This window comes from Variovorax sp. CCNWLW186 (genome assembly GCF_037203865.1).
GTDB lineage: Bacteria > Pseudomonadota > Gammaproteobacteria > Burkholderiales > Burkholderiaceae_C > Variovorax.
On the sequence record NZ_JBBCBO010000041.1, the window covers coordinates 1 to 15,446 of the forward strand.

The window sequence follows — 15,446 nt, forward strand, 5'->3', positions numbered from 1 at the left end:
TGCGCAGCGAAATAAAGGAGGAGGGGCGCAGCCCCGGGGGACATTCGCGGAGAAAGGTACCCCGTCGGCGGGTGCGCGCCCTGAACAACAACGCCCCCGAACAACCCCCAACCTGCCCCGAAAAAAAGACAGCCCTACATCGAAGCTTCGAGCATCGCCTTGTAGTCGTCGGGCGTAGCCAGCCGCGGATTTGTCTTGTGGCAATGGTCGGCCATGGCACCGTCGATGATCTTTTCGAACAGGTCAGGCGTTACGCCTACCTCGCCCAGGCCCTTGGGCATGCCGAGGCGCGCATTCATGTCGCGGATCGCGTCGCCGAGATCGCCGGCCGAGTCGAGGTGCATGGCCTGCGCCATGCGCTGTAGCCGCTGCTCTTTCTGCACCGATTCGGCACCTGCATTGAAGTGAATTACCGCCGGCAGGAAGAGGGCGTTGAGCGTGCCGTGGTGCAGGCGCGGATCGACCCCGCCCAGGCTGTGGCTCAGCGAGTGCACGCAACCGAGGCCCTTCTGGAAGGCCATCGCGCCCTGCATCGACGCGCTCATCAGGTTCAGGCGCGCTTCGCGGTCGCTGCCGTCCTTGGTGGCGCGTTCGATGTGCAGCCAGGCCCGCTCCAGGCCGTCGAGCGCAATACCGTCGGCCGGCGGGTTGAAGGCGGCCGACATGAAGGTTTCCATGCAATGCGCGATCGCGTCCATGCCGGTGGCGGCCGTGAGGCGGGGCGGCAGGCCGAGCGTGAGTTCAGGGTCGCAGATGGCGGCCTTGGGCATGATGAACCAGCTGTGAAAGCCGAGCTTCCGGTGGTCGTCGACGATGACGATGGCGCCCCGCGCCACCTCGCTGCCGGTGCCGCTGGTGGTGGGCACTGCAATGATCGGCACCACGCGGTCAGTGATTTTTGGCGAGCCGCCTTCGATGGTCGCGTAGGTCTTGAGCGGGCCTTCATGCGTGGCGGCAATCGCCACGCCCTTGGCGCAATCGATGGCGGATCCGCCGCCCACGGCAATGAGCCCGTCGCAGCGGGCGCTGCGATACAGCTCCACAGCCGCGCGCACGGCAGCCTCGGTGGGGTTGGAAGGCGTCTGGTCGAACACCGCTACCTCGAGATCGGTAACGGCGTCGAGCGCCTTCTGCAGCACGCCTGCGGCACGCACACCCGCGTCGGTCACGATCAGCGGGCGGGTGATGCCTATGCGCGCGCATTCGCTGGGCAGCAGCTTGATGGCGCCGAACTCGAACTGGATCTGGGTGAGGTATTGGATGAGGGCCATGGGCGTTGATGCGTGGGGCGGTACGATTGCCGACCATTCGAATCTAACAAGAGCAAACAGTCTTGCACATGAACAAAACCCTTGCCGCTGTCGCGTCGGGCACATTGCTGACCGCCAAGATGGCGAGCGTGGTCGAGCGCATGGCCCGTGCGGGCCATCCGAGCCTGGACCAGCTCACGCCCGAGGAGGCCAAGGCTTCCTACGAGAAGGGCGCCGGCGTTCTCGAGGTGCCCAAGCCCGACCTCGCGCGTATCGAAGACTTCAGCATTACCGCGCGCGACGGCTTCGAGATTCCGGCGCGGCTCTACGCGCCGTCGTCGGCCAGGCTGCCGGTGCTGGTGTACTTTCATGGCGGCGGCTTCACGGTCGGCAACATCCGCACGCACGACACGCTGTGCCGGGTGCTCAGCCTGAAGAGCGGTTGCGCCGTGGTATCGGTCGACTATCGCCTGGCACCCGCGCACAAGTTTCCGACGGCCTCCGACGATGCCTGGGACGCCTTCGCCTTTGTCGCGAACGGCGGCGCGCGCCTCGGCCTCGACACCGGCCGCCTTGCGGTGGGCGGCGACAGCGCCGGTGGCACGCTGGCCGCCGTGTGCGCCATTCTTGCGCGCGACGCGGGCCTGCCGCTCGCGCTGCAGATGCTGATCTATCCCGGCACCACCGGCCACCAGGACACCCCTTCGCACCAGCTGTACGCCAACGGGCCGCTGCTGACCAAGGCGCTGATCGACTATTTCTTCGGCCAGTACGTGCGCACGCCGGCCGACCGCGACGACTGGCGCTTTGCGCCGCTGCTGGCGGACGATGTCGAGGGCGTGGCGCCGGTCTGGATCGGGTTGGCCGAATGCGACCCGGTGGTGGACGAAGGCATTGCCTACGCCGACAAGCTGCGTGCCGCGGGCGTGGCGGTCGATCTTGAAATCTATCGCGGCGTGATCCACGAATTCCTGAAAATGGGCCGCGCGATTCCTGAAGCGCTGCAGGCGCAGGACGATGCAGCGCGCGCACTCAAAGAAGCACTGAAGCCATGAGCCAAGAAACCATCCCCCAGAGAAAAGACTTCCGTTTCTTCCACCGCCTGCGCGTGCGGTGGGCCGAGGTCGACATGCAGAAGATCGTGTTCAACGCGCACTACCTGATGTATTTCGACACCGCCATTGCCGACTACTGGCGCGCGCTTGCACTGCCTTACGAAGAGGCCATGCATGCGCTGGGCGGCGACCTGTATGTGCGCAAGGCCACGATAGATTTTCAGGCCTCCGCCCGCATGGACGACGTGATCGACGTGGGCATGAAGTGCGCGCGCATCGGCAATTCGTCCATGGTCTTTCAAGGCGCGCTGTTTCGGCAGGACCAATACCTGGTGGGCTGCGAACTGGTCTATGTGTTTGCAGACCCGGCCACGCAGACCTCCAAGCCGGTGCCGCCTCTGTTGCGCGAAATTCTCACGGGCTTCGAAGCCGGCGAGCCGATGCGCACCGTGGAAACCGGCGACTGGAAAACCCTTGGCGAAGGGGCGAGCGCGCTGCGGCGCGCCGTCTTCATCGAGGAGCAGAACATTCCCAAGGAACTGGAGTGGGACGAGCACGATGCGGTGGTGCTGCATGCGGTGGCGCGCAACCGGCTCGGCCAGGTGATTGCCACCGGGCGGCTGCTCGATGCCGTCGACGGCACGGCGATGCTCGGCCGCATGGCCGTGCACCGCGCGCTGCGCAGCGGCGGACACGGCGCCGCGGTGATGCAGGCGCTCGAGGAGGCCGCCAGGGCGCGCGGCGATCGTGAGATCGGCCTGCACGCCCAGCGCAGCGCGGAGCGCTTTTATGCGCGGCTGGGCTACACCGTGCATGGCGAGCCCTTCGAGGAAGCCGGCATCCCGCACATCGAGATGCGGCGCACGCTCAATCAATAACGAGCCGGTGGGTCGGGCACATAGCCCATCTCCGAACCCGGAAAGGCGGACGGGCCTTCGGGACGCGGCCAGCGCGGCGGAGGCGGCACCGGAATGACGCCGGCCGCAATGAGGTTCTCGCGGCTGTCGTAGCGGATGCGAACCACCTCGTCGGGCGTGGACTGCGCGCGCTCGAAGGTGGTGTGGCCCACATGCGATGTCTCTCGCCGGCCGTGTCCGGTTCCCAGGCTTGGCGATGGCCGGGCGAGCCCACCCTTGGCCGATGCAGCGGATTCGGCGCCGAGGGCGCTGTCGGCGGAGCGGGACTGTGCCGCAGGTGCGGCCGGCGCGGCCTCCGCAACGGCGGACGGCGCCTCGCTGCGGCGCTCCATCTCGCGGTTGCTGCCGTAGCCGTCTCGTTGCGGCAACACGATAGGCGGCGCGGGCGGCACAGGCACCCGCTCGCGGAACAGTGCGACGCCGATCACCCCCACGTCGGCCGGGCGGCCCGTGCGGCTCGCGTACGAGTTGCCCACCGACGTGAATTCGAAGGCCGCAATCTGCGAATCGCTCTTGCGCCAGCCCGTGATGTCGCTGCGCTCGCCACCTGAAAAAACATAGCCGTTCTGCAGCACGCCCGCGGTTTCGCCGGTGACGATGTTCACGCCATCGACCGACATCACGGCCATGACACGCTCGCCCATCGCATTGCGCGCGCGAATCGCGTAGCGCGAGCCGGGCCGGCCAGCCACCCAGTATTCACCGCGGTACCGGTAGATGGGCAGCTCGCGGCCCGTGGCGCGGTCGACCACGCTCACCTGCATGAGCGAGCCGAGGCGGTCGTACGTCAAAGGCGGCGAGGGCGGCCGTATCGGGCTTTCAGCGCAAGCCGGGAGGGCGGCCAATGCGAGGGCTGTCGAGAAGATGAGTCTGCGCTTCATGGTGGTCTTCCTTGCCGGGAGTGGATCGGTAGGGCTTCTACGGAGCAGCACCGGAGGCAGGGTTAAACGCGCGCAAAAAAATAGCGCTGCCTCTTTCAGGGCAGCGCCGGGCGTCCGTTTTCAGGGACGCTGGGGTTGGGGGCAAGGTCTAGATGTCTTCGAGCAACGGATACGGCAGCGGCTCCACCGTGAGCTCCGGGCCGTCGGCGCTGCCCGCATGCAGGCCGCCGGTTTCAAGCGCCGCGATCTGGATGGAGATCAGCGCGGCCCAGCCGCCGCCCGGGGCCGGCGCGGTCTGAGCCACCGTACCCACAGGCTGGTCGGCGTCGCTGGCGGCAAACACTTCCTGGCCCGCGCTCACCGGCGCATCGGCCTGTACAAGGTAGGTGCGGCGCTTCAGCGTACCGCGAAACTGGCTGCGCGCGACGATCTCCTGGCCCGGGTAGCAGCCCTTCTTGAAATTGACGCCGCCGACCGATTCGTAGTTGATCATCTGCGGCACGAAGGCCTCGATCACCGGGGTGGTCACCGTCACGATGCCGCTGCGGACCTCGCTCCATTGCCAGAGCTCCGCGTCGAGCGACGGTCCAGCGGGGGCTGGGTTGCCTGCGGGGGCAATCCACAGTGCGCGCGGCACGCCGTCGGCCGGGTAGAGCGAAACGGAGCTGATGTCCGTGCCGATGGCGGTGCGCTGGCCGGGCAGGGCGGCGGCATCGAGCCCGTTGCCGGTCAACGCGGTACCGGCAAGGCCGTACAGCGCGAACTGGTCCGTGGCATCGGTGAGCTTGGCCTTGGCGCGCAGCACATACATCGACAGGCGCTTGAGCGTGGCGGCCAGAATGTCCTTGCTGCAGACCAGCAGCACCAGGTCGGGCTGCGGCCGAATGCCTATGAAGCTGGCAATCACGCGGCCCTTGGCGGTGCAAAGGGCGGCCAGGCGGGCCTCGGTGGCGCCGAGCAGCGAAAAATCCTGCGTGAGCTGGCCGTGCAAAAAGCCGGCGGCATCCGGTCCTTCGGCGCGAATCACGCCAAGGTGCGAGAGGGCGGTAACACCATTGAGAACGACAGTAGTCATCGCTGAATTATCATGGTCGAAGCCGTTCCGTCCGGTCCGCAGGGAAACTTGCCGTTGTTCCCGCAAGGCCACCGACTTTTCGCACCGGATCCTCGATTCGGTTTTCTTTTCTCCGCTATTCCATCGGACCCGTGCGCCGCTTCTTTCTTACGCTCTTTCTGCTTGCCGCCCTGGGTGCGCTCGGTCTCGGCGCTGCCGGTTTGTGGTGGGTGCACCAGCCGCTCAGGCTGCCCGCACCCAGCCTCGACCTTTCCGTGGAGCCGGGCACCACGCCGCGCGGCGTTGCGCAGGCGGTGGCCGATGCCGGCGCCGACGTGCAGCCGCAACTGCTCTATCTGTGGTTCCGCGTTTCTGGCCAGGACCGGCAGATTCGCGCCGGCAGCTATGAGCTGGAGCGCGGCATCACGCCCAAGATGCTGCTCAACGTGCTGGTGCGCGGCGAAGAAGCCACGCGCAGCTTGGTGCTGGTCGAAGGCTGGAACTTCCGGCAGGTGCGCGCCGCCCTTGCCAAGGCCGAGCAGCTCAAGCCTGAAACCGTCGGGCTGCCCGACGACGCGCTGATGGCCAAGCTCGGCAGGCCCGGCGTGCACCCGGAGGGACGCTTTTTCCCCGACACGTACACCTATTCGAAGGGCTCGACCGACATTGCGCTGCTGCAGCGCGCCATGCGGGCCATGGACAAGAAGCTCGAAGCCGCCTGGGCGGCCAGGGCGGCCGATTTGCCGATCAAAACGGCCGATGAGGCACTTATCCTAGCCAGTATTGTCGAAAAGGAGACAGGCAAAGCCAAGGATCGCTCCGAAATTGCCGCCGTCTTCGTCAACCGGCTGCGCACCGGCATGCCGCTGCAGACCGACCCGACCGTGATCTATGGCATGGGCACCACTTTCGACGGCAATCTGCGCAAGAAAGACCTGCAGGCCGATACGCCCTGGAACACCTACACCCGCGGCGGCCTGCCGCCCACGCCCATTGCCATGCCGGGCAAGGCCGCGCTGCTGGCGGCGGTGCAGCCGGCGCAAAGCAAGTCGCTGTACTTTGTTTCGCGCGGCGACGGCACCAGCCAGTTCAGCACCTCCCTCGACGAGCACAACCGCGCGGTCAACCGCTACCAGCGCGGTGGTGGTGGCAGCAATGGCGAACCCAAACCGAAGGTCGCGCAATGAGTGAAGGCTTGTTTCTGACGCTCGAGGGCATCGACGGCGCGGGCAAGTCCAGCCATCTGGACGCGATGGAGGCACTCCTGAAAGCGCAGGGCCGCACGGTGGTGCGCACGCGCGAACCCGGCGGCACGCCGCTCGCGGAAACCTTGCGGGGGCTCATCCTCGAACAGCCGATGGACCCGCTGACCGAATCGCTCCTGGTATTCGCGGCGCGGCGGGATCACGTCGCCCAAGTGATAGAGCCAGCGCTGGCCCGTGGCGACGTGGTGCTGTGCGACCGCTTCACCGACGCCACCTTTGCCTACCAGGGCTCGGGCCGCGGCTTCGATGCGCAGGTGCTGTCGACGCTGGAGCAATGGGTGCAAGGGGGCAGGGGAGCGGCAGCGCTGCTGCAGCCTCACATCACGCTGTGGTTCGACCTGGCGCCCGAAATCGCCGCCCAGCGCTTGGCCGGAGCGCGCTTGCCCGACAAGTTCGAAGCCCAGCCGGTCGAGTTCTTCCGGCGTGTGGCGGCGGGCTATGCGGCCCGCGCGGCCGCCGATGCGCAGCGCTTCGTTCGCATCGACGCCAGCCAGACACGCGACCAGGTCTGGCAGCAGGTCGAAGCGGCACTTGTCGCGCGCGGCGCGCTGGCACCCGCGACCGGGGTCACCCGATGAGCGCGCCGCAGCTTTCACCATGGCTCCGCCGACCGCTCGCAGAGCTGTTGCGCCAGCGCGGCCATGCCTGGCTGCTGCAGGGGCCTTCGGGCCTGGGCCAGTACGAACTTGCGCTGGCACTTGCCGCCGCCTGGCTGTGCGAACAGCCGGCGGAAGAGGGCGGCACCGCCTGCGGCCAGTGCCCCAGCTGCCACGCCATCGAAGTTCGAACCCATGCCGACCTTTGCGTGCTGATGCCTGAAGTCGCCATGCAGGAACTCGGCTGGCCGCTCGACGAAAAAGCCCAGGCCGACATCGACGACAAGAAGCGCAAGCCCAGCCGCGAGATCCGCGTCGAAGCCATGCGCGACGCGGTCGGCTTTGCCCAGCGCACCAGCGCCCGCGGCCGCGGCAAGGTGGTGCTGGTGTACCCCGCCGAGCGCATGAACACCATCACTGCCAATGCGCTGCTCAAGACGCTCGAAGAGCCGGTCGGCGACGTTCGCTTTGTGCTGGCGAGCGAGGCCGCATGGCAATTGCTGCCGACCATTCGCAGCCGCTGCCTCGGCTTTACGCTGCCATGGCCCGCAACGGCCGAGGCCGAAGCGTGGCTGGGTGTGCACGACGTACCTGCCGCCGACGCCACCGCCTTGCTGCGTGCGGCCGGCGGCCGGCCCAGCGATGCGCTGCGGCTCGCGCACTCCGGCCAGTCGCCCAAGGCCTGGTCTCTGTTGCCAAAGGCAGTGTTGCGTGGAGACGTCGCCGCGCTGGCGGACCAGGCACCCTCTCAAGCCATCGGCGCACTGCAGAAGCTCTGCCATGACTTGATGGCCGTCGGCAGCGGTGCCGAACCGCGGTTCTTCGAGGCGGCAGACCTGCCGGCGGCAGTGCCTTCGCACTTGGCGCTGGCGCGTTGGTCCAAGTCGCTCGCCAACGCCGCAAGAACCGCCGAACACCCCTTCAATGCCGGGCTGATGCTGGAAGCGCTTGTGAGCGAGGCGCGAACCACCCTAAACTCTGTTCCTCGCCGACCATGAACCAACCCGCCGCCCCAGCCGCCGCCGCAACGCCTCAACGGCCGAGCGTGATCCAGCTCGCCATCAAGGAGAAGGGTGCGCTCTACGCCGCCTATATTCCGCTGTTTGCCGAAGGCGGCATCTTCATTCCGACTTCGCGGGAATACCGGCTGGGCGACGACGTCTATGTGCTGCTGACGCTGCCCGAAGACCCGCAGCGCTATCCCGTCGCCGGCAAGGTCGCATGGATCACGCCGCAGCGCGCCGCCGGCAACCGGGCGCCGGGCGTCGGCATCCGGTTCCCGTCCGACGAAAAGTCGCGCCAGCTCAAGGCGCGCATCGAGGCGGCGCTCGGTGGCTCGATGGCCTCCGACCGGCCGACACAAACCATCTAGGTCGCCTCCAGGCTGCGCGCACTCCGTGTCGCGCGCCTTTCCCCTGACCGGGGGCGACACCAGAGGCCCGGCAAAGCCGGTTCCTCGGTGTCCCTGGCATCAGCCAGACAATCAGCGCCATGTTCACCGATTCCCACTGCCACCTCACTTTCCCCGAGTTCGCGGACCAGATGCCGCAAATCCGCGCAGCCATGGCCGAAGCGCAGGTCGACCGGGCCCTGTGCATCTGCACCAAGCTCGAAGAGTTCGATGACGTTCAGGCCCTGGCGGCCCGCTACGACAACTTCTGGGCCAGCGTGGGCGTGCACCCCGACAACGAGGACATCGCCGAACCCACCGTCGATGACCTGATTCGCCGTGCAGCCTTGCCCAAGGTAGTAGCCATCGGCGAGACCGGCCTCGACTACTACCAGATGGAAGAACGGAAGGGCGGGCGCAGTATTTCCGACATGGAATGGCAGCGCGACCGGTTCCGTGTGCACATTCGCGCCGCGCAGCAAACCCGCATGCCGCTGGTCATTCACACGCGCGAAGCCTCGGCCGACACGCTGGCCATCCTGAAGGAGGAGGGCGAAGACGGCTCCGGCAAGGCCGCGGGCGGCGTGTTCCATTGCTTTACCGAAACGGCGGAGGTCGCGCGCGCGGCGCTCGACCTCGGTTTCTACATTTCGTTTTCAGGCATCCTGACCTTCAAGAAGGCACAGGACCTGCGCGACGTGGCCGCCTTTGTGCCGCTGGACCGGATGCTGATCGAGACCGACAGCCCTTATCTGGCCCCGGTGCCGTACCGCGGCAAGACCAACAATCCGTCGTACGTGCCGTACGTCGCAAAGCAGATTGCCGAGCTGCGCAAGCTGCCCATCGAAGCAGTCGCAGCGGCTACGAGCGACAACTTCGAAACGCTGTTCAAGGGAGTAAAAACAAAATGAGAAATTACATCAAGAAGTTCTTCTATCTGGCTGTCGCTGCAGCAACTTTTACCGCACACGCCGGTTCGTTCGAAGATTTCTTCCGGGCCGTGCGCGGAGACAACGCCAGCGGCGTGCGAACCCTGCTGCAGCGCGGTTTCGACCCCAACACGCGAGACGAACACGGCCAGACCGGCCTGATCATCGCGCTGCGCGAACCGTCGCCCAAGGTCGCCCAAGTGCTGCTCGAGTCGCCGCAAACCGACGTCGACATTGCCAACGCCAAGGACGAAACCCCGCTGATGCTGGCCGCCATCAAGGGCCAGCAAGACATCGTCGCCCAGCTGCTCAAGCGCGACGCCGCCGTCAACAAGACCGGCTGGACGCCGCTGCACTATGCCGCCAGCAGCGGCCAGTTGAGCATCATGAAAGTGCTGCTCGACAACTACGCCTTCATCGATGCGCAGTCGCCCAACGGCACCACGCCGCTCATGATGGCCGCGATGTATGGATCTACCGAAGCCGTGAAGCTGCTGCTGGCCGAGGGCGCGGACACCACCATGAAGAACCAGCTCGGCATGACCGCGGTCGACTTCGCGACCAAGGCCAATCGGCCCGAAGCCGCGCAACTCATCACGGCTGCTGCCGGCGCAAAGCCGACCCCTCAAGCGATTCCCAAAGACGGTAAATGGTGAGCTCCGCGGCCTGATTGGCCGCGGCTTGCGCACCAGGCGCTGCGCCACTTTCCTCGATACGAGGGCTGAATCCGACGCGCCGGCACAGGTCCGGCAAAACACCCAAAAGGGCGCCTGCGCAGTCATGCGAGACTCTGCGGAGAAGGAGAAGCAGAGATGAATACGTTTCTATTCATGGTCTTTTTGTTGGCCATCGGGTTCCTGGTGTTCGTGGCGCTCGCAAGAAAAAGGTCTGCGCAAAGCAGCAGCGGCTTTGTCGACAAGCCCAAGGCACGGCCGCCGCTTACTGCGCGCGAACAGGCCATGTACAACCGCCTCGTGCAAACGCTGCCGGACCTGGTGGTGCTGCCGCAGGTCAGCTTTGGCGCGCTGCTCACGGCCCGCACGCGCGCCGCACGAAGCTCGTTCAGCCGCAAGATCGCCGACTTTGTCGTGTGCGACCGTTCATTCAAGGTCGTGGCCGTGGTGGCGCTCGGCGACAAGAACAGCAAGGGCAAGTCGCAACGCGACCTGGACCGGGATGCGCTGCTGGTCGAGGCTGGCTACCGCGTGCTGCGATATCCGAGGGTGCCGGATGTGGGACGCGTGGAGGCTGATTTCGATCCGACGATGGCTTCGGTGAATCCGATGGGGTCCTGAGGGGGTCGGGATTCAGGGCTTGGCTGCAGGGTCTGTCGACCTCCCCATAAATAACACAATGTGCATTATGTTAAATGACATGTGCTGAGTTCGCACTGACGGGCCCAGCCGTCTATTCGTCGTGCGACTTCAGGTCCCTCCTCACTCAAGGTGGCGGCCGCAGTCAGCCGGAGACCCATAGCTATGCAACGAATAATGGTCCTGCATCGCCGCTCTCAGAATACGTCTGGAAGTTGCCTCGGCTCGGAGGTCGTGATGTCAGGCTTGGATCGCCCTACTCCATATCGGCCTGAGTTGGCCGTAGCTTGGCTCGAAGCGGGCGTGCCATACGTCGATGGGCGGCGGACCGCCAAGCCCTCAGCTTTCAATGCTTGACTGGAGAACGAGGCGCAAATGATCGAGCGTGTGCGGGTCACTTTCGAGTCGCGGGGCGTCGAATGCGCGGGATGCTTCTACTGGCCCGAGAAGCCGAGGTCGTCCTTGCCGTGCGTCGTTCTGTGCAACGGCTTTTCTGGGACCATGGACTGGATGCTGCCGCAATTTGCCGAAAGGTTCGCCTCCGTGGGAATTGCGGCTTTCACGTTCGACTATCGCCATTTTGGTGAAAGCCAGGGGCTCCCGCGGCAGCTCATCAGCGTCCGTCGGCAGCGGCAGGACATCATGGCCGCTCTTCGCTTTGTCCGCGCCCAGGCAAACATCGACACGGGGCGGATCGCGCTCTGGGGCACATCATTGGGCGGAGGTCACGTTATCGACATTGCCTCTCGCGATCCCGGGGTCGCCGCAGTCATCGCGCAGGTTCCCGGACTCGACTTCGTACGCAAGGAGGCGCGGGCGACGATCGCGATTCCGTCCTCGACAGTCGCGAGGCTGCTTGCCGCAGCCGCATGGGACGGGCTGCGAGGATTGCTCGGACTGTCTCCCTGCTATGTGAAGGTGTTCGGCCAACCTGGCGAGCTCGCGATATTCACCGAACCCGCGCTGCAGGAGAGATTTCATGCCCTGGTCCAAGGAAGCCCGACCTGGCGCAACGAATTCACGCCACGCTTCTATCTGGCGCCGCCCCGCTATCGCGACGGGACTGCCGAACGAATCAAGGCTCCCGTGCTCGTCGCCATCGCCGAAGAGGATGTCTATGCCAACCCCGCGTTCCAGGCTTGGGTCGGCGGGCGCGCGCCGAGCGGCGAGGTGAGGCGCTATCACGGCGGTCACTTCGATGTCTACCACGATCTTTTCGAAGAGGTGGTGCGTGATCAGATTGCATTTTTGGAGCGGTACGTCGCCGGGTAAGGCTCTTGGCTTCATTGGCTGTGTGACATTTGTGAACGTTCTTCACCATCGCGATGTACGCGGCACCGCACGGCAAGGCGTTGGTTGAGCGTCAGGGCTATTTCTCGCCCTCAGGAGTTGAAATGACTTTTTCCCGAGCCGCTCTCAAGTTGGGTGCCGCAAGTCTCGTTGCCGCCGCAGCCTTGTTCACCGCCGCATCGGCCAATGCGGGCACCAACTGGTCCATTGGGATCAACTTACCCGGCGTCGTCGTGAGCGAACCCGCACCGGTCTATTACGAGCCGGCGCCTGTCTACTCGAGGCCGGCCCCGACCTACTACCAGCCTGCGCAGCCGGTTTACTCCGTACCGGCACCTGTCTACTACGAACCTGGCTCTCGTTGGGAGGAGCGCCGCGCGCAACGCTGGGAAGAGCGCCGCGCGGAGCGCCGTGAGTGGCGTCGCCAGCAATGGGAACGCGAGCAGTACCGCCGCTACTACGAGGATCGCGATTGATGTTGGTGATGTCGATCCGTGCAGGTCTTCCGAGAAGTCCTTCAGTGTGTCGATCCAGGCCAGCCCTGCTTGAGCTGCAGAAACTGCGCCAATGAAGATCATTCGGGCGTCTTCAGCGCCTCACCTTGGGGCTGGGACGTTCGAACCCCACATTCGCTCCCAGACCCACGCCAGTCCCCGCCGCACGTCTCCTCGCGACCCCTCGTTGCGCGGAACTACGGGACGCCACACCCCGCCTTGCTCCTCTGCCACGACGAACGAGAAGCTGTAGTTCGGCTCCTGACCCATGCGCAAGTCCGTGACCCATGCCCGTCCGCCGCGTGCATGCACCTTGTAGAAGCCGTGCGAGAACGCCGCGAGCCGTTGTACAGGCGGCAGCGTGCTCACGGCCGCGGACACCGGCGGCGCGGCGAAACGCGCCCATTGGATCGGCCGGGAGCCGTCCAGTAGCGAGCGGAAGCCCTCGTCGTAGCTCCCGTCCGGTCGCATGGCCACGATGCGCCACAGCAATGTATTGAAGGGTGTTGGAGTGACCAGTATTGCGGCTGGCTGGGCCTCCCCGGCGAGCGACTCCTGCGCCATGGTGCGCACGTGCCATTGCGCAGCCGCACTCCACGCCAAGTAGGCAGTCGACAGCACAAGGCCCGCATGCACCGATGGCAGGCCCCGCCATTGGCGGCGCGTCACACCGAGGACTACGCCTGCCAGCAACGGTAGTGTGTAGAGCGGGTCAATGATGAAAATGCTGCCCACGCCGAAGGGGTAGTTGGTGAACGGCAGCAGCAACTGCGTGCCATAAACCGTCATCGCGTCCAGCAGCGGGTGCGTCACCAGAGCCAGCCACATCGCGAGCCACCAACGCCGGAATCCGGCTTGCTCGCCGTGCAGCAATGCGGGCAATCCGGCAAGAACGGGCGATGCGAGCGTCAGCCAGAACAGGGAATGCGACTCCGCACGGTGAAGCACCATGTTTCGCAAGGCGTCGCCTTGGTCGATCAACACATCCAGGTCGGGCAATGTGCCGGCCAACCCGCCCCAGAGAGCGGCCTTCCACGCGGCCGTGCGACGGCCCATGGTGGCCAGGCCGACCGATGCGCCCAAGACAATTTGAGAAACGGAGTCCACGGGCCAAGGCTACCCCAAGGTGGGTTGCGACTGGGCTTCAAATCGGCTCGGCGGATCATCATCAACACACACGTGCGCATCAAGGAAGCGGTGAGGTTCGGGGATCGCAGCTTGGGCCATGCACACGGGGATGATGCCCCCGACGCGAACTTTTGGAAGTGAGCCTCGCCGTTGATCAGGGTATCGACGACATCCAGCAGGAAGGTCGCGGCCAGCAGGCCGAAGAACCACGCACGGTGCGCGTAGAAATAATCTTCGTAGCTTTCATAGTCTCGCAAGCTATCGGGGAACAACAACGCGCACAGAAGGAAGAGAACCACGCCATAGCTGACGATGAAGGCATAGGTCCCGAATGTCCAACCTGTTGCTGCATTGGTCTCCTATCGGTTGGCCTCAACGAAGGGCCGGTTCTGGCCGAGCGCAAGCCTTGCTTTCATAGAGCGATTCTTTCCCAGCGCCTCTTGTACGCCCACTCGTAGTTTCCGAAAGCGTAGGAAAGAAATGCCTCAACCGCTTCGTCGGGTCCGACGATGTCGACGCAGCGGTAGTGCGCCGCGGTAGTCACCAATTGATGCTCCAGATGAAAGCCTTGTTCATCGGCGTAAACCTGCATGTAGGTGCCACCGCGCAGCTCCAAGACGGCGAACGGATCGGGTTTGCCAGGCAGCTCGGGGATGGCTCGGCGAATGTCGTCTTCATTGGCAGCACCAGCGAGTTCAAGGGCTGGGCATGAGAACGTCGCGCTCACATACTCAGCCCCTACGTCAAACAGGATGTACGAATCCGGTGCGACCGGCTCGCTGCCAAGCCAAACGATCAGAAAGCAGTCGGCCGCAACGGCAGGTACATGAACAAGAACATGGCCATTCACCTTGCTGCGCCATGCGGTGACCGCGGCAGGGTCGATTTCGGCCCAGTCCCCTAGGCCCAGCGAACCCCAAACATCACGAGCCAGACCTAGCGCAGCGGCTTTCGCCCCGTCCGAAATTTCAGAGCGCCCACCAGACCCCCGCTGACAAGGTCGAGATACTCTGCGATCTGCAGAAGCCGGGGAGATCGCTTTTTAGGCTTCTTAGAGAAGAACATCAGGTGAGATCCGACGGGAAAGAGCTTCCGTCCTTGAACTTGTTGCACAGCTATCCCGAAGCTGCTCTGACGGCATTGTGGCAGTTTAGGTCGGGCCACCGGACGACGGCTCTGGCTCGATTTTTCTCGGTGATATCGCGCACCGTTCGAGCGAAGACCTTCAATGAGACGGACGCTCAAACTGAGCAAGATCTACGGCTCAACGGCTCGTCTTCACGATCAGCCTTCACTGCGCTCCCCGCTCGCTCTAGGCAAGACGGATAAACCACGCTACTCGAAGTCGCCCGCTCCCAAAAGCATCGGGTTGGCGTCCGTGTACACGTCGCCGGCTGGCGCGAGCTCCAACACCTTGGCGTTGATCACCGCTCGATGGACCAGGTATGCATGGGCGAGATCCTTCTCGCCCGGTCCCGCTCCGAAACAGGCTTCAAGCGTGGCGCGCGCAATGGCCACCGGTACCGATGTTTCGCCATCAATACGCTTGACCCGCACGAACAGCGTGGTGCCCCTGTCTTCCAGATTCACGAAGTCGCCGACGTCAACGCGCTCATCCCTCTGTCCTGTCTGAGTTTCTACGCTCTTCGTCATTGGCATTCCTTTCTCGCACGCTGGTGCTAGCAATGATCTCCGTGCGACCGGGTGCACGTGCCAGCCGGCGAGGCGTGCAAGCGCAGGACAAAGCCTCGGCAGCGGTGCCTATGACAGGCCCGTGGAGCCGGTTCGCGAGGATCAACGCGCGTCCCGCACGATCTGGCGGCTATGATCCGCCCGCCGCCGAAGAGCGGCCTGTCAGACCACGGAGCGAGGAGAAAAACCCAT

17 protein-coding genes are annotated in these 15,446 nt (G+C 64.9%); 11 read left to right on the forward strand and 6 right to left on the reverse strand.

The features are described 5' to 3' along the window. Positions 1 to 134: 134 nt before the first annotated feature. Positions 135 to 1,271 carry an iron-containing alcohol dehydrogenase gene (locus V9K97_RS26775; RefSeq protein WP_337321861.1) on the reverse strand — a complete coding sequence of 379 codons (1,137 nt, stop codon included), beginning with the start codon at positions 1,269 to 1,271 and terminating at the stop codon, positions 135 to 137. A 68-nt stretch (positions 1,272 to 1,339) separates the two neighbouring features. On the opposite strand from V9K97_RS26775, the gene V9K97_RS26780 reads away from it, so the two are divergent. Beyond that, the gene (locus V9K97_RS26780) at positions 1,340 to 2,305 is read left to right on the forward strand and encodes an alpha/beta hydrolase (protein WP_337321863.1); all 966 of its coding nucleotides are present in this window, start codon (positions 1,340 to 1,342) and stop codon (positions 2,303 to 2,305) included. Beyond that, complete coding sequence (locus V9K97_RS26785; protein WP_337321865.1) at positions 2,302 to 3,183, forward strand: YbgC/FadM family acyl-CoA thioesterase; 882 nt, start codon at positions 2,302 to 2,304, stop codon at positions 3,181 to 3,183. Before V9K97_RS26780 ends, V9K97_RS26785 begins: the two co-directional genes overlap by 4 nt. Here V9K97_RS26785 and V9K97_RS26790 read toward each other — a convergent pair. Next, on the reverse strand, positions 3,177 to 4,103 hold the full coding sequence (locus tag V9K97_RS26790) for a hypothetical protein (protein ID WP_337321866.1): 927 nt from the start codon (positions 4,101 to 4,103) through the stop codon (positions 3,177 to 3,179). The two genes, V9K97_RS26785 and V9K97_RS26790, sit on opposite strands and share 7 nt — an antisense overlap. A gap of 148 nt (positions 4,104 to 4,251) precedes the next feature. Next, entirely contained in the window at positions 4,252 to 5,178 is a 927-nt protein-coding gene (gene ygfZ, locus V9K97_RS26795; RefSeq protein WP_337321868.1) for a CAF17-like 4Fe-4S cluster assembly/insertion protein YgfZ, read from the reverse strand. 131 nt (positions 5,179 to 5,309) lie between these two features. Here ygfZ and mltG point away from each other — a divergent pair, with 131 nt between their 5' ends. The 9 genes from mltG (at position 5,310) to V9K97_RS26840 (ending at position 12,416) form a co-directional block, all read left to right on the forward strand. Continuing rightward, positions 5,310 to 6,344 (forward strand): endolytic transglycosylase MltG, encoded by a 1,035-nt coding sequence (gene mltG / locus V9K97_RS26800; protein ID WP_337321870.1) that lies wholly within the window; start codon positions 5,310 to 5,312, stop codon positions 6,342 to 6,344. Further along, positions 6,341 to 7,000 carry a dTMP kinase gene (tmk, locus tag V9K97_RS26805; protein ID WP_337321871.1) on the forward strand — a complete coding sequence of 220 codons (660 nt, stop codon included), beginning with the start codon at positions 6,341 to 6,343 and terminating at the stop codon, positions 6,998 to 7,000. The genes mltG and tmk overlap by 4 nt, the downstream gene beginning before the upstream one ends. Then, positions 6,997 to 8,016, forward strand: coding sequence for a DNA polymerase III subunit delta' (locus tag V9K97_RS26810; RefSeq protein WP_337321872.1), 1,020 nt, complete (start codon positions 6,997 to 6,999; stop codon positions 8,014 to 8,016). The genes tmk and V9K97_RS26810 overlap by 4 nt, the downstream gene beginning before the upstream one ends. After that, positions 8,013 to 8,390, forward strand: a complete 378-nt coding sequence (locus V9K97_RS26815; RefSeq protein WP_055806688.1) for a PilZ domain-containing protein — start codon at positions 8,013 to 8,015, stop codon at positions 8,388 to 8,390. The genes V9K97_RS26810 and V9K97_RS26815 overlap by 4 nt, the downstream gene beginning before the upstream one ends. A gap of 119 nt (positions 8,391 to 8,509) precedes the next feature. After that, positions 8,510 to 9,319, forward strand: a complete 810-nt coding sequence (locus tag V9K97_RS26820; protein WP_337321874.1) for a TatD family hydrolase — start codon at positions 8,510 to 8,512, stop codon at positions 9,317 to 9,319. Next, a complete protein-coding gene (locus tag V9K97_RS26825; RefSeq protein WP_337321876.1) occupies positions 9,316 to 9,993 on the forward strand; it encodes an ankyrin repeat domain-containing protein in 678 nt (225 codons plus the stop codon). The genes V9K97_RS26820 and V9K97_RS26825 overlap by 4 nt, the downstream gene beginning before the upstream one ends. A gap of 156 nt (positions 9,994 to 10,149) precedes the next feature. Next, entirely contained in the window at positions 10,150 to 10,632 is a 483-nt protein-coding gene (locus tag V9K97_RS26830) for a DUF2726 domain-containing protein (protein WP_258506160.1), read from the forward strand. Between the two features lie 393 nt (positions 10,633 to 11,025). Beyond that, positions 11,026 to 11,922, forward strand: coding sequence for an alpha/beta hydrolase (locus V9K97_RS26835; RefSeq protein WP_337321878.1), 897 nt, complete (start codon positions 11,026 to 11,028; stop codon positions 11,920 to 11,922). 53 nt (positions 11,923 to 11,975) lie between these two features. Further along, complete coding sequence (locus tag V9K97_RS26840) at positions 11,976 to 12,416, forward strand: hypothetical protein (protein ID WP_443304318.1); 441 nt, start codon at positions 11,976 to 11,978, stop codon at positions 12,414 to 12,416. A gap of 120 nt (positions 12,417 to 12,536) precedes the next feature. Here the strand turns inward: V9K97_RS26840 and V9K97_RS26845 are convergent, their stop codons facing one another. The 3 genes from V9K97_RS26845 to V9K97_RS26855 form a co-directional block, all read right to left on the reverse strand. Further along, positions 12,537 to 13,541: a metal-dependent hydrolase gene (locus V9K97_RS26845; RefSeq protein ID WP_337295769.1), complete on the reverse strand. Its 1,005-nt coding sequence runs from the start codon at positions 13,539 to 13,541 to the stop codon at positions 12,537 to 12,539. Between the two features lie 433 nt (positions 13,542 to 13,974). After that, positions 13,975 to 14,412, reverse strand: a complete 438-nt coding sequence (locus tag V9K97_RS26850) for a hypothetical protein (protein WP_337321880.1) — start codon at positions 14,410 to 14,412, stop codon at positions 13,975 to 13,977. Positions 14,413 to 14,897: 485 nt separating this feature from the next. After that, on the reverse strand, positions 14,898 to 15,215 hold the full coding sequence (locus V9K97_RS26855; RefSeq protein WP_258506251.1) for a hypothetical protein: 318 nt from the start codon (positions 15,213 to 15,215) through the stop codon (positions 14,898 to 14,900). Positions 15,216 to 15,446: the final 231 nt, after the last annotated feature.

Bases quoted from the DNA above. Each gene is read 5' to 3' on its own strand.
- V9K97_RS26775 (WP_337321861.1), bottom strand. From the start codon at position 1,271: ATGGCCCTCATCCAATACCTCACCCAGATCCAGTTCGAGTTCGGCGCC.
- V9K97_RS26780 (WP_337321863.1), top strand. From the start codon at position 1,340: ATGAACAAAACCCTTGCCGCTGTCGCGTCGGGCACATTGCTGACCGCC.
- V9K97_RS26785 (WP_337321865.1), top strand. From the start codon at position 2,302: ATGAGCCAAGAAACCATCCCCCAGAGAAAAGACTTCCGTTTCTTCCAC.
- V9K97_RS26790 (WP_337321866.1), bottom strand. From the start codon at position 4,103: ATGAAGCGCAGACTCATCTTCTCGACAGCCCTCGCATTGGCCGCCCTC.
- ygfZ (WP_337321868.1), bottom strand. From the start codon at position 5,178: ATGACTACTGTCGTTCTCAATGGTGTTACCGCCCTCTCGCACCTTGGC.
- tmk (WP_337321871.1), top strand. From the start codon at position 6,341: ATGAGTGAAGGCTTGTTTCTGACGCTCGAGGGCATCGACGGCGCGGGC.
- V9K97_RS26810 (WP_337321872.1), top strand. From the start codon at position 6,997: ATGAGCGCGCCGCAGCTTTCACCATGGCTCCGCCGACCGCTCGCAGAG.
- V9K97_RS26815 (WP_055806688.1), top strand. From the start codon at position 8,013: ATGAACCAACCCGCCGCCCCAGCCGCCGCCGCAACGCCTCAACGGCCG.
- V9K97_RS26820 (WP_337321874.1), top strand. From the start codon at position 8,510: ATGTTCACCGATTCCCACTGCCACCTCACTTTCCCCGAGTTCGCGGAC.
- V9K97_RS26825 (WP_337321876.1), top strand. From the start codon at position 9,316: ATGAGAAATTACATCAAGAAGTTCTTCTATCTGGCTGTCGCTGCAGCA.
- V9K97_RS26830 (WP_258506160.1), top strand. From the start codon at position 10,150: ATGAATACGTTTCTATTCATGGTCTTTTTGTTGGCCATCGGGTTCCTG.
- V9K97_RS26835 (WP_337321878.1), top strand. From the start codon at position 11,026: ATGATCGAGCGTGTGCGGGTCACTTTCGAGTCGCGGGGCGTCGAATGC.
- V9K97_RS26840 (WP_443304318.1), top strand. From the start codon at position 11,976: ATGTACGCGGCACCGCACGGCAAGGCGTTGGTTGAGCGTCAGGGCTAT.
- V9K97_RS26855 (WP_258506251.1), bottom strand. From the start codon at position 15,215: ATGACGAAGAGCGTAGAAACTCAGACAGGACAGAGGGATGAGCGCGTT.